The organism is Ancylobacter sp. VNQ12 (assembly GCF_049445835.1).
Lineage (GTDB): Bacteria > Pseudomonadota > Alphaproteobacteria > Rhizobiales > Xanthobacteraceae > Ancylobacter.
Genome location: NZ_JBMSDU010000037.1, coordinates 1 through 12,122, shown reverse-complemented (window position 1 = coordinate 12,122; position 12,122 = coordinate 1). Strand labels below are relative to the sequence as shown.

Annotated in this window: 16 protein-coding genes and 1 pseudogene; 12 read left to right on the top strand and 5 right to left on the bottom strand. The window is 61.5% G+C overall.

Annotated features, from left to right (window positions below; genetic code table 11):
* Positions 1 to 123: 123 nt before the first annotated feature.
* The 4 genes from ACO2RV_RS24325 to ACO2RV_RS24310 all read right to left on the bottom strand — a co-directional run bounded on the left by ACO2RV_RS24325 (position 124) and on the right by ACO2RV_RS24310 (position 2,417).
* Positions 124 to 1,176: a hypothetical protein gene (locus tag ACO2RV_RS24325; RefSeq protein WP_423296787.1), complete on the bottom strand. Its 1,053-nt coding sequence runs from the start codon at positions 1,174 to 1,176 to the stop codon at positions 124 to 126.
* A gap of 382 nt (positions 1,177 to 1,558) precedes the next feature.
* On the bottom strand, positions 1,559 to 2,038 hold the full coding sequence (locus ACO2RV_RS24320; RefSeq protein WP_423296786.1) for a hypothetical protein: 480 nt from the start codon (positions 2,036 to 2,038) through the stop codon (positions 1,559 to 1,561).
* The gene (locus ACO2RV_RS24315; protein WP_423296785.1) at positions 2,035 to 2,241 is read right to left on the bottom strand and encodes a hypothetical protein; all 207 of its coding nucleotides are present in this window, start codon (positions 2,239 to 2,241) and stop codon (positions 2,035 to 2,037) included. The genes ACO2RV_RS24320 and ACO2RV_RS24315 overlap by 4 nt, the downstream gene beginning before the upstream one ends.
* A complete protein-coding gene (locus ACO2RV_RS24310) occupies positions 2,238 to 2,417 on the bottom strand; it encodes a hypothetical protein (RefSeq protein WP_423296784.1) in 180 nt (59 codons plus the stop codon). The genes ACO2RV_RS24315 and ACO2RV_RS24310 overlap by 4 nt, the downstream gene beginning before the upstream one ends.
* 175 nt (positions 2,418 to 2,592) lie before the next feature.
* Between ACO2RV_RS24310 and ACO2RV_RS24305 the strand changes: the two genes are divergently transcribed.
* The 11 genes from ACO2RV_RS24305 (at position 2,593) to mobQ (ending at position 9,753) form a co-directional block, all read left to right on the top strand.
* A complete protein-coding gene (locus ACO2RV_RS24305; protein ID WP_423296783.1) occupies positions 2,593 to 3,576 on the top strand; it encodes a toll/interleukin-1 receptor domain-containing protein in 984 nt (327 codons plus the stop codon).
* Complete coding sequence (locus ACO2RV_RS24300) at positions 3,563 to 4,039, top strand: hypothetical protein (RefSeq protein ID WP_423296782.1); 477 nt, start codon at positions 3,563 to 3,565, stop codon at positions 4,037 to 4,039. The genes ACO2RV_RS24305 and ACO2RV_RS24300 overlap by 14 nt, the downstream gene beginning before the upstream one ends.
* A gap of 287 nt (positions 4,040 to 4,326) precedes the next feature.
* The gene (locus ACO2RV_RS24295; RefSeq protein ID WP_423296781.1) at positions 4,327 to 4,527 is read left to right on the top strand and encodes a hypothetical protein; all 201 of its coding nucleotides are present in this window, start codon (positions 4,327 to 4,329) and stop codon (positions 4,525 to 4,527) included.
* Positions 4,524 to 5,174 carry a DNA methyltransferase gene (locus ACO2RV_RS24290; RefSeq protein ID WP_423296780.1) on the top strand — a complete coding sequence of 217 codons (651 nt, stop codon included), beginning with the start codon at positions 4,524 to 4,526 and terminating at the stop codon, positions 5,172 to 5,174. Before ACO2RV_RS24295 ends, ACO2RV_RS24290 begins: the two co-directional genes overlap by 4 nt.
* A 226-nt stretch (positions 5,175 to 5,400) precedes the next feature.
* On the top strand, positions 5,401 to 5,604 hold the full coding sequence (locus ACO2RV_RS24285) for a hypothetical protein (protein WP_423296779.1): 204 nt from the start codon (positions 5,401 to 5,403) through the stop codon (positions 5,602 to 5,604).
* 89 nt (positions 5,605 to 5,693) lie between these two features.
* The gene (locus tag ACO2RV_RS24280; RefSeq protein ID WP_423296778.1) at positions 5,694 to 6,221 is read left to right on the top strand and encodes a hypothetical protein; all 528 of its coding nucleotides are present in this window, start codon (positions 5,694 to 5,696) and stop codon (positions 6,219 to 6,221) included.
* Between the two features lie 42 nt (positions 6,222 to 6,263).
* Positions 6,264 to 6,443 carry a hypothetical protein gene (locus ACO2RV_RS24275; RefSeq protein ID WP_423296777.1) on the top strand — a complete coding sequence of 60 codons (180 nt, stop codon included), beginning with the start codon at positions 6,264 to 6,266 and terminating at the stop codon, positions 6,441 to 6,443.
* A gap of 114 nt (positions 6,444 to 6,557) precedes the next feature.
* Positions 6,558 to 6,725 carry a hypothetical protein gene (locus tag ACO2RV_RS24270; RefSeq protein WP_423296776.1) on the top strand — a complete coding sequence of 56 codons (168 nt, stop codon included), beginning with the start codon at positions 6,558 to 6,560 and terminating at the stop codon, positions 6,723 to 6,725.
* Positions 6,726 to 6,990: 265 nt separating this feature from the next.
* The gene (locus ACO2RV_RS24265) at positions 6,991 to 7,485 is read left to right on the top strand and encodes an SH3 domain-containing protein (RefSeq protein WP_423296775.1); all 495 of its coding nucleotides are present in this window, start codon (positions 6,991 to 6,993) and stop codon (positions 7,483 to 7,485) included.
* 409 nt (positions 7,486 to 7,894) lie between these two features.
* A complete protein-coding gene (locus ACO2RV_RS24260) occupies positions 7,895 to 8,140 on the top strand; it encodes a hypothetical protein (RefSeq protein ID WP_423296774.1) in 246 nt (81 codons plus the stop codon).
* Between the two features lie 395 nt (positions 8,141 to 8,535).
* The gene (gene mobQ, locus ACO2RV_RS24255; protein ID WP_423296773.1) at positions 8,536 to 9,753 is read left to right on the top strand and encodes a MobQ family relaxase; all 1,218 of its coding nucleotides are present in this window, start codon (positions 8,536 to 8,538) and stop codon (positions 9,751 to 9,753) included.
* Between the two features lie 56 nt (positions 9,754 to 9,809).
* Here mobQ and ACO2RV_RS24250 read toward each other — a convergent pair whose 3' ends face one another.
* Entirely contained in the window at positions 9,810 to 11,552 is a 1,743-nt protein-coding gene (locus ACO2RV_RS24250) for a hypothetical protein (protein WP_423296772.1), read from the bottom strand.
* Between the two features lie 165 nt (positions 11,553 to 11,717).
* Here ACO2RV_RS24250 and ACO2RV_RS24245 point away from each other — a divergent pair.
* Positions 11,718 to 11,999, top strand: a pseudogene (locus tag ACO2RV_RS24245) (IS3 family transposase); the annotation flags it as partial.
* Positions 12,000 to 12,122: the final 123 nt, after the last annotated feature.

Sequence of the window (12,122 nt, the reverse complement as noted above, 5' to 3'; positions counted from 1 at the left end):
CTTGGTCACCCGAAGCGGCCCCGAAAGGCCCATGCCATTCAATGTCATTGTGTCCACAGTCTCCGTTGTGGACACAGAATCCCTCAATGCTCCGCCAATGAATAGGTGCAGGGATTTTCGCGCTTACTGCGGAGCGGCATCGAGGCAATCGTCAAGCTTGACGAGGCACTTGAGTTCATCTGGGGTCGCCAAACCTGGCGCGAGCGCCAGCAGTCGGCCTGTCGTTTCGTCCTCGCTGACTCGCTGCCACCACACGAACCAGTCCACCGCCGCCGCTCCCACTCCAGTGCGGACGACCAGTGGTGCAACGGTCAAGAACTGTGGACTGCCGGAAAGATTGGTGAAGGGGCGAAACGGCTCCTCAATAACCGCGTAATCAATAATTATACCCGAAGGACGAATTCTAAACCGGTACATAGCCTTCATCCGCCGCCCGGTTTTTTCAGCCGGAGCGTCAGCCACGCGGTAGACGGTATGTTGCTGGGATTGTGTGGGGTAGGGATCGAATTCGAAGAACGTCGAAGCGTCCTCTCGGTCGTTCATTGAGCGAAACGAGTCACTTCCGCCGAGGAGCACCCCCAGTGTAACAAGCCGCGCGTCGCGGATGCAGTCGCTGTCTGTACCCTTGTCGGTGTCGGAATCGTTCTCTTTTTCAATGAATTTGCACAGACGAAAAGCCTGCGTCTGAAGTGCAAAGTCACAATCGGCCTGTGTATATCCATAAGTGGCAGCGCCATGCCGATAGCAATAATCATGATAGGCGCAGGCTTGGCGCATCTTGAGGCCCACGGGTGACTTGTTGCCATCGGTAGGGAAGGCGTATTTCTCCAACAATGGAGGCAGGCTACAGCTCAGGCCCTGTCCCATCCCTCCGATGATTTGGATGTCGCCGGCGGCGTACGGGATTGTTCCAGACGTCGCGGGCATCTCTCGCCCGCTGGGACGGATCGCATTGGCCAGAACGTGATCGGCGGCCAACCGCGAAACCGCGTCTATATTCAGCAGCGTGAAAAGCGCAAGGACCAAAACGACCGCACCGATCGCCGCTGAACCGAAGAGGGTCGCGCGACCAGCGGCCAATACAATCCAAGATAGCCACGACGTACCCGTGCCGGCCTTTTTCACCGTCGCGGGAGTGCCCGTGCTTCGCTCTAAAGGATCATCACCTGCCGACATCGGGCCCCCGCGGATGCCTGCATTCCCTAACGCTATAGCGCTAGGGTTGCACAACCTAAACGGGAATAGCAACAACAATCACCGCCTAGTCGCATGCAGTGATGTTGAGGGGGCACCGCGCATTCACTCATGCGGCGCAGCGAGGGCCTCTTGGGGGATATCCCCCAGCGCAACGGCCGCCTCGAGACATCATCACGTCGTGGGGAAATAGTCCGCTCGAACGGCCAAGGACTTCAGGTGGCTTGACTGGCACAACTAACGGAGAGCCGTTTCACTCAGAGGCATGCATGCACCTCGATAAACGTCACCTTGCAACATGTTTCTATGAATATGATAAGTTTACAGATCTTATAAACCTGAATGTACATAAACATGTACGCGTCTATCCTTTAGACAGCATTTCCTTGCGCCAATCTATCTCACTTCGATTGCGGCGGCGGAACAGGTCAATATACTTCAGCGCATTCGGCGTCGATTTTGCCTTCTCCAGCTTCCCCTGCCATGGCTCATAAAACTCAATCATTGCGAAGGCGTCGAGCAACTTGTCGCGGATAAACTCACGCGAGAGCCGCGCAAATATTCCCTTCTTCAGGCCAGCGGCCAGAAATTCGAGATAGTTGAGGTACTCGAAGAAGGTGGCATCCTTTGCCTCGACGGATGCAGCTTCGAGCATTCCCCGCTCGAGTTGAGCCGCCGTTGCCAGGAACTGTTGCAGGAGCTCGATATCCGCGACCTTTGTCGCGGCGCGGATCTGGATGCCTACAAACCACAATCCCAGCATTGCGGGCACGGCGGACACCAGCGTGCCGATCGCAGACAAGGCCGCCCACTGCGACTCGGTCAGCCAATCAAGGGCAGTCATTTTTTAGGTTTCGGATCGTCCACCCGCCGCTGCTTTTCTTTCGTTGCCGCGCCGCCTTCGCGCATCGCGTGCAAGATCGCTTCTTTGGCGAGGTGGCGGCGCAAGGTTTCCGAAGTCACGCCGCCCTGTACGTCAAGGGGTGGATCCAGAAGACTCAGCCCGTCCAGCAGGGATGGCAAATCGCTAGGAAGCCGGCGGATCATTTATTGCCCTCTGTCGACGGAGCAGGCGACGCCGGAAGCGGCGATGAGGAAGGCGTAACCGGCTGGGTCGGCGGGGGCTGCAGAGCCGCCTGCAACACCACAGAAGACAAGCTTTTCTGCAAAATTACGGACGTACAGGCGTTCGTTTCGATGATGAGTTTCTGCTCGTCAGCCATCAATCTGATCTCCGGAAATTCGCGCCGAGCGTACCTGAAAGTTCCCGTTTTGTACACAAGGGATAAGTGCGGATGACCCTGCACGAATGATGGCAGTCTGAGATACGCGGCGTAAGCTGAAGCATCGTGGTCACGGCCACGCGAGACAAGTTCAGCCGCAATTATGGGGTCGCTAGTGCCGAGCGTATTCTTCTCCTATTCCCATGCTGATGAGCCCCTTCGGGACGAGCTGGAAAAACACCTCGCCGTTCTCAAGCGCCAGGGCGTGATCACGACCTGGCACGATCGCGGCATTGGCGCGGGAGAGCGGCTGCACGGTGTCATCGACGAGCACATCAACCACGACCAGATCATTCTACTCCTTGTGAGCCCTGATTTTCTGAACTCGGATTATTGCTACGACGTGGAAATGGCGCGTGCGCTGGAGCGTGAAGCCGCCGGCGAAGCCGTTGTCATTCCGATCATCCTCCGAGCGTGCGACTGGCAGAACGCGCCCTTCGGCCGGTTGCGGGCCACGCCGCGGGATGGGAAGCCGGTGACCCAGTGGCCCGACCGTGATCAGGCATTCCTTCAGGTCGTGCAGGATATCCGCCAGGCGGTCAGTCGCATCTCACCGCCTTCGCAGGTGCCGGTCCCCGCACCTTCCGCGCGGATGCGGTCGTCGGTCGCGAGCGAAGCGCCAGCGGCGGCAGCGCGTTCGAGCAATCTGCGCCTGGCCAAGACCTTCACACAGCGCGAGAAGGACGCGTTCCTGGAGAACACCTTCGGTTACATCGCCCGGTTCTTCGAGAACTCCCTCGCGGAGCTTACCAGTCGGAATCCCGGCTTCGAGGGTGTCTACAAGCGGATGGATGCCAACCGCTTTCATGCCACCGTCTACAAACACGGGAAGGATGTCGCCAAGGCCACCGTGTTCATGGGCGGGTCATTCGGCGACGGGATTGGCTATGCCTCAGGCCACCTGAACAGTGACAATTCCTACAATGAGCATCTCCGGGTCGAGGCAGACGATCATGCACTTTTCCTCAGGAGTATGGGGATGGGCTTTTATGGCGGGCCAAGAGACGCCAAGCTGACCCAGGAGGGAGCCGCTGAGCTTTACTGGGGAATGTTGATCAAGCCGCTTCAGGGCGAGGGGCGAGACGATGCTGGCGCTTGATGAATTCACCATCGGCTCGTTCACGGACGCTAAGCCATTGAGTTTGGTGCTGCCGAGGAGTGCTTACGATTTCAAGGTCCTGGTAGCGGGCACTCACGAGGAGCCGGCCTACGTTTGCCTTGATGAGCGGGCGCCTTTTTCGCTCTTTGGCCAGAATGAGGCCCTGGCATGCAGTGGCCTCATCGTGCCCGGCGTTAAGATCGAACTCGACGCCGGAAAGGCTGTCGCAGAGCACGATAAAACGGCAGGCTCCCTCATTCGCCAAGGCACAACCGCCGCTATCCTCGTCGCTGGGCATCGGCACTACTATGGGCTGCGGCCGGTAACGGTAGTCGATGGCCTCGCGCATGTTGGGCAGTTGGCGCCAGCCGTATTCCCAGAATGGCAGATCGTTCTCGGGCAGGGTCCTGAGAAGCGCGTCCTTTGGTGCTCGTCTGAGGCGCGGGCACAGGCCGGAAACTGACTGACTTTCCGAGGCAGCGGCTTCTACACGGCTGCTCGGAATGACGCACGAGGCCGTCTTCCATCTGTTCTTCAGCAGCCTCCCTATGGTGATCGGCGCACCCCGTGGCCGGTATCGGACGGGAGATGCGGCAGGTCCTGCCGCGTTCAAGCAGCTGCCCGCTCCGTTCGCGTTCCGCTCCCGTGTTGCTGATGACCGCGAGCGCCCTGCGGGCTCAGGTCTCCACCGCTTTTGATCTCCCGACCGGCCACGAAGGGCGTGACCGGATAACCAAAGGGAGAACCCACATGAAAAAACCATCCATCGGTCCCAGCCACGACGTCTATGTCGTCGAGGGCGAAGGCGAAACCGCCTTCTGGACCCGTATCGGAGCCGCCTGGCCGCACACGAACGGCGAAGGCTTCAACATCCAGCTGACCTGCGTGCCCATCGATGGCCGCCTGGTCATCCGCAAGCGTAAGCCCAAAGATAGCGGGGTGGGCCGATGAGCCACCCCCACGCCATGCCGCACAATTGTGTGCGGCATGGCGACTGCATCCGCCTGATGCGGCGGATGCCGCCGGCGAGCGTGGACTTCATCCTCACGGATCCGCCCTATATCTGCCGGTACCGTTCCCGCGACGGGCAGACGCTGCGCAACGATGACAACGGACGCTGGGTAGCACCAGCCTTTGCCGAAATGTTCCGCGTGCTGAAGCCCGACAGCCTCTGTGTGAGCTTCTACGGCTGGAATAAGGTTGACGTGTTCATGGAGGCCTGGCGTATCGCAGGCTTCCAGCCCGTCGGGCACTTGGTGTTCTGCAAGGGCTATGCATCTTCCCGGCGCTTCCTCGGCGCCAGTCATGAGCAGGCCTATCTGCTGGCGAAAGGTCGCCCATCCATGCCGGCCATGCCGCTCAGCGATATGCGCGACTGGGTCTATACCGGGAATAAACACCATCCAACCGAGAAACCCGTGTCGGTGCTCGAGCCGCTTATCGAAGCGTTCTGTCCACCCGGCGGCCTGGTGCTCGATCCGTTCTGTGGCTCCGGCTCGACGCTGCTCGCCGCCCGCAACTGCGGGCGGGCTTTTATCGGGCTCGAGCTCGATCGCCGTCACCACGGCACGGCGCTGGCGCGCCTGCAAGCGCCCTAGATCGGCGCTTACTCCGAGTCTGCCACGCACTTGTCGCATCGCGGGAGTTCATTACAGACGAAAGTGTGGGCGCGCTGCAACAGCAAAAATTGAAATGATGAAGTATTTGGCAGCATTCGAATTTCTGCTTGCACCGTCGGGCCCGATGTCCGAATCTACTCTGAGATACACCTCGCCCTGATTCACGGGCGGTGGCCCGAGGAGGGCATCACCGCACGGAGACGCAATGTTCAAGCTTCGCACTAGTCGCTCGCCTTATCGCGAGCCACCCAGACCGCCAAAGCTTTCTGCCCAACAGGAAATGCAACTCGATCAGGCGCTGCGCGCCCTTGATGCAGAGCTGTGTCAGGAGGCGGGCCGCAACTTAGCCAAACCTCAAATAGATCGCGTGGTTAAGCGCACCGCGAAGCGCCTACACTCCAACCGCTGAGCTTGTCGAGGCCGATCGTGTCTTTCGAGTACGCTGGGCTTCATTCACTTCGGCAGCCGGAGATATTTACACAAATATTAAACAGGTCCGTGGAAGACACGGGCCTGTTTAATCATTTTAAGCTAGCGGGTGAGTACCAGAACGCCGATGCAGCCTACGATCATTTCAAGAATGCAGCGTATTGGATTTTGCTCCATGAAAAATGGAAGCCTGCCAAGAAGCTGACTTCTATCGTCGCGGTCGCCATGCAATCGGTTTCAGTTTACCAGGTTGTCAGGCCTGCCAAAATCGTATTCGTGGATTCCAAAGTGGTAGGAATTCACTACGAGGCAGTAAGAAAGAATCCAGCGGAACTCGTGGCGCTCACGTTCGGGCTAGCGATTGCGGAACTGCAGGCCGAGCATGAAGCTCACCCGACAGGATTGATTCTTTCGCCGCCGCGTATCAACCTGCGAGCGATTACGCCTGCCGACATACGACACTGTATTCGAATAATTGCCGAGAATCGTAACAAGTATGTGTCGCATGAGGCGACCGATTATACAGGAACCTTCGTGAAATTGATCCGCTTGCAGCAGAAATTGCGCGCGATCAGGTTTAAACGTAAGCGTCGCTAAGTTGGTGGCCAATTTTTGCATTTTCAAAGGCGAGAGCTGCTGATGCTTGATCCTTTTCCTTCAGATAGGTTCATAGTTTGGTCGCCCTCGATCAATCAGGCCAAGCTCGACGCGTTGCGCGCGGACATCGCCGCGGGCCTTCAAGGCCCGCTGGAGCCGCTCGACATGAGCGCCGTCAAGGCGGAGGCCCGTCAAGGGAAAGCCGTCCGGCGTGGCGCTTGAGGTCCGCCTTTCGCGTGCCGCTCGGCTGGACCTCGTCGAGATCTGGCAGTTCATCGCCGAGCATAATGTGGCGGCGGCCGACTTGACCTAGACAGCATCGGCGGTGTCTCGAACATGCTCGCCGGCAACTCCGGGACCGCGCGCAGCCTGAGCTCGTCGGGGGGTAGGAGCTTTCCGGTCGGGGCCTACATCATTTATTACCGCGCCGATCCCGACCACCTCGCCGTGGTCCGCGTGCGCAACAGCTACCGCGACATCGACAGCGCGGACCTGACCGACTGAGCGTCGTGCCTCGCCTCCGATGGCGCCGCTTAAATGGGAGCGCGCCACGGAGGCTCGACCAGGTCCGGTGCCAGAGGACAATACGCGGTGCCCGCCCGCAGGCCTCGACTCTGCGTTGCAGAAGCGCGAGCATGCCCGTGGGTGCTGGGGGCAATCATGAACCGCCATCTCGTCCATATGTGCCGGCGCCGCGGCCTTGCTTCGCCGCGGCCGCTCGCGTCGCAGCGCTCCCGCCTGCGGCGGGCGTGCTGAGCGGCCCTCTCCTATGGCCGGCAACAGTACGCCGCGTCTGGGCATGGTGATCTTCGGTCTGCTCGCGCTCGCCTACTGCTCGTCGCGCGAGAGCCCGCGCGTGGCGTCTGTCACCATGCCGGCTGCGCCGCGCGCATCGGCCCCGCTGGCCGCGGTGCCGCCGCCTCCGGCGCTCAGCGATCCTCTGCCCGCCTGGTCGGCGGTCATGTTCACGACCGCCCGCGTCAATCTCCGGGCGGCACCTTCGACGAGTGCGCAGGTGCTCCTGCGCCTCGAGGCTGGCGCCTCGGTCACGGTCTCCGGGTCCGAAGGCCGGTGGTGGAGGGCCGCCGTCGGCGGCCAGCGTGGCTGGGTGCATGCGGACTACCTCACCGCGTCCGCGCCGCCTACGGCGGCACCGCCGCGGGAACCTTCGTCCAACGCGGTGGCGCCCGCCGCTTCGCTGGCAACGCCGCGGACCATGGGGCGTCGGCCTCTCCGAGAGGCGTATGTAGGCATCTGCGACTGACTACAAGCGCAATGGTGCCCGGTGCGGAGCGACCAGCGCGTACAGCCGTCCAGGCGGGCGCGAGCCGGAGTGTTACGAGTAGGGTAGGGCTCCCCACCCTACCGTGCCGCCGCCGGTCGGATGTCCGAGGATCGGCTCGGATTCCACCCGGTGACCGAGAAGACCCGGCACGTGCTTGCCCGGTGTGGGTGCCTCGCGGTCTCATGGGATCGGAGCCCGCCCTCGGGTGACCGGCGCGTGGAGATGCGCGGCCCGTGTCCCCCGTCAAGAGGCTGCCCGCTCCATTCGCTGCGCTCCCGTGTTGCCTCTTGACCGGGGCCCGCCCCCTTGGGGCTCACGGGGCCGCGCGGGAAGATCGGCGCCGGTCACCCAAGGAGCCGGCGCCAGATAACCCATGAAAGACATCGCCATGACCAACAGACCCTTCAAACCCTACCGCATCCTCCTCAGCGAGGTGCGCGTCTACGAGATCGAGATCAGTTCGGACACCGACTACGACCTGGAGGACTGGGCCAGAGAGGGCTGGGAGAAGTCCGACCCGGCTGTCGTCGATCCCGACGTCAAGCTCCTCCAGCGCCGCCTGGTGGACGTGACCGTCCACGAGAAGTCCTGCCTGCCCTGGCGCAAGCCGGTCGACCTCGTCCTGACGGTCTAGGGTCAGGATGCCTTGCAAGGCCCCTGCGGGGGCCTTGGATGCGTTTGGTGCGGCCGTGCTAGCCCGCCCGGGAGGGCGGTGCGCAAAATGATCTAGCGGGCGTCTGAGGCGGTCGAACCTGGGTCGGAAGGTTCCCTGGAGTCGCCGGTGCCCTGGCTCTCTCCAGGGAGAGAAGACGTCCGTCATCACATGTCGGAGAGGGCGCCAGGTTGGCGCTCGGCGGGTGTTGCGGTTCGGTTGCAGATACGTGGCCGTGAGAGGTATTTTGCAGGAGGTGGTGGTAAGGGCGCACTTATACATCGCTTCGCGACATAGGTGCACGGCCGCCACCGGGAGGTGGCTATCCGCCGTATCGTGTCGCCTATGAGGCGACGTTTTTTCCTATGGAGGCGCCCATGGCGTCCTACCATTTCGCAGTGCAGGTCGTGAAACGCTCTGCCGGGCGTTCGGTGGTGGCCATGGCCGCCTACCGTGCTGGCGAACGTCTACACGATTCGCGACGCAACCTCACCGAGGATTACAGCAAGCGCCGAGGCGTGGCGCATCGCGAGATCATGGCGCCGGAGGGTAGTGCTCCCTGGCTAACGGATCGTGAAGCGCTCTGGAACGCCGTCGAGCAGGGCGAGAAGCGGGTCGATGCGCAGCTTGCCCGGGAGATCAACCTGGCGCTGCCGCATGAGCTCACCCATGAGCAGCGGGTCGAGCTGGTGCGCGGCTTCATCGCCGAGCACTTCGTGTCCCGCGGCATGGTGGCTGATCTCGCGATCCATGAGCCCGTGCCGGAAAAGGGCGACAACCACCTCAACCACCATGCGCATATCCTCCTGACCCTGCGCCAGGCGACGCCTGACGGTCTGCGGCCGGTGAAAACGCGCGAGTGGAACTCGGAAAACCTGCTTAAGATCTGGCGGGCGGCCTGGGCCGAGCACCAGAATAGGGCTCTTCAGCGCAACGGCTTCGATGCCGTTGTGGACCATCGCACGCTCGCCGCCCAGCGTGCCGCCGCAAAGGAACGCGGCGACCGGCAGAGAGCTTTGCTCTTCGATCGGCTGCCGGAGGTGCATATCGGCCCGCTGGCGCGTCAGGCAGGGTTGCGCGGGCAGGCCTTGCAAAGCCGCGAGCGTGAGGTCGGGCCGCTGCGCTATCGGCGGGCCGGCGAAGCCGCCGTGCGCAGGTTGCGGCTCTATCCCCAATACGACAAAGGCAATCGGTTGAGCTGGGCGAACAGCATTGTCCGCCAGAACGGCCAGCGCGCCCGCTCGGTGCTCGAGCAGCTCGAGTTCCGCCAGGCCCGCCTGCAGCGCAAGCTCTCCTATTGGGATTTGCGTGCGAAGTACGGTCTCGACGGCAAGGCGATGAAGCGGCTCCACCTCATCGACAAGATGATCGCCGAACGCCGTGGGCGGCCGCTCAGCGCTCACGAGAAGGCGCTCCAGCTCCACGCGGCGAAGCGGGCCGATCTGCTTCGGCGCCTCCTGGCTGAGTTGGGCAATGTTCTCCGAGCGGCGCGTCAGCAGACCGAAGGCTCGTTGATTCGCTCGCGCACCTTCGGTGACTGGGTGCGTGAACTCGGAGACACGATCATGCGCGATCTCGGGCGCGAGCTCGACTGATCATTCTGGGATGGCAACCCTGCTTGCATGTGCGCACATAGGCGCCAGCAGCCTACTCAATTTTCGGGAAGCTCGGCGGCAGGCTTCACGTCCTCCGTGCTCGTCGCGCCTCTTGCCTTAATGACGATCGGCTCTTCGATGAGCTCGGGTTGTAGCCGGGGCGTTGGCACGAAAACCGGTCCCCTCGCGGGCCTTGGCTCCGGTATGGCCCATTCGCTGCGCTTCGGCGTTCGGTCCAGCTTGATGGGATAGACCGTCACTTGGTCGCCCTTGATCCTTAAACGCAGGAAATGGCGGTGACTCGCCAGCTTCATCGCGCTGAAGGCGTCGTTGTGGCTGATGCCGAAATAGCGACAGCTCACCAGCAGGCTGACCCCATAAATCAGTCCCGCCAGGAGCCATCCGATCGTGAAGGTGGGGACCGTCAGAACGAGCAGCCGAAACGGCCATGGGGCCCATCCCCAGACCCCTTCAGCCCATCGCTCGATGCCCGCCAGGCCCAGTATGACCAGCATGTGCGCTAAGGCGTGCGCCGCCGCCAGAAGGGTGACTTTCGCCGAACTGCTTTCCTGATAGGCGCCGTAGCCCCAGAAACCGAGGAAGAGGATGGCGTAAATGATCAGGCCGACGTCCCAGTGCCACAACGATGCCAGAGCAAAGGCCGCAAGGAGGTAGAGACCGCTGATCGCCAGCCCCAGGCCGGGGTTGAGAAACGGAAAGCGCCAGTTCCCCAAAAGCAGGCGTGAACTCTCTTCCTTGGAAGGGTAGCAATTCTCGAGCCGCAGGTCGGTTTCCGGCTCAAGCCAGGTCGCCTTGATGGCGTCCTTCAACTCGAGTGTCCCATGCAGGAAAGCGGCGCCGCCGCCCGAGGTGATGTAATGGCCGTTGGCGCCGACATAGCGCGCATAGTGATGAGAGTCGCCCGACAGCGTGAGAGGAAGCCGCAGGCTTTTGTCGGCGTTCTTGGCGATCCCTGCTGCATAGCTCAGCGTTCTGTACGCGTCGCCGTCAACCTCGGCTGAGTACCAGCCCGGCTCGGCGCTGCACAGGATGACATTGCTGTTCTCAGCCATCCCTTTGGCGATTCCAACAAAGTAATCCGCCTGGGGCTGGTCCATGTCCCGGACGAGCGCGATGTCGATTGCCCATAGCCACCAATTGTCGGTGAGTTTCACGGCGAAATAGCTGCGCCGCTGTTTCGTTGCCCAGCTGCCGATCCGCGTAGGTTTGGCTCGGCAGAACAGCGCAAGGAAGGTCACCAGGCCATCGTACCAGTCGTGGTTTCCAGGCACCACGTAGAGAGGGCGTCCGTCCTCTCCTTTGATCCGCGGCGACGCGAATTCGTAGGGCAGCTGCATCTTGATCTTGTAGTCATCGCGCAGGGACGTTGGATAAACCTGATCGCCACCCATCACCAGAATCTGCCCGCGCGGGAGCTGTTGCCCGTCGATGTCGAGGCTTGGTTCTCCCAAGAGGCAGGCGATGGCGTAAGTCGCATCAAACCCGTCGCCAAGATCCGAGACATAGTCGATCCAGACGGCGCCGTCCTCGTCGGGTGCTATCGTATTGTCGCAAGCCCGCGTGAAATGTTCCTGCTCCGTCGCTGGATCAAGCGCCGCCTCCATCAAACGCCGGTCGGCGTACTGCCCGAAGGCGTCCGCGAGGATAACGTGCCATAGCAGCTTCAACAGCAGACGCGGGTCGAACCAGCCGGTCATTCCGGGAAACTGGCGGAGATGCGATGTCTGTACCTTGCCGTGGGTAAGCGCCTTGAGCGCAGAGGTCGTTTCGTCCGGCATGCCGCTCTCCTGGCGAGCGTGGAGCAAGGCGCTAGTGGCGAAAACAAATGCTACCCATGCTTGCATTAGCAGGCAACATGGTATTGCTCCGTTCTGCCGGCATGTGGGCAAGCATTTCCTCCGTGCTCGCGCCCAGCTCGGTGGTCATGCCGAAACATTCGGCCAGGCAGCCAGTATGCCAGCGAGCAGTTCCAGAAGCTCATGGCCGACAACGGCGTCACCTACTCGATGAGCCGCTCGGGTAATGTCTGGGACAATGCCTCGACAAAGAGCTTTTTCTCCTCGCTGAAGCCCGAGCGGATCAGAGGCAGGGTCTACCGGACACGCGACGACGCTCGCGCCGACGTGTTCGATTACATTGAGTGGTTCTACAACGCCGTTCGCAGGCACTCGACCATCGGCTACATCAGCCCGGTCGAGTTCGAAAAGAAGGTCGGATTAGCTTAACAGCCCGTTGACGAAGTCGCATTCGCCTGATTCCGTCTGAACATCGCGATTCGGACGGGGGCGTGTGAGATGGCGATGCGGCGGGAGACCGGGTCTCAGGGTGATCTGGTCGTGACATGGGCT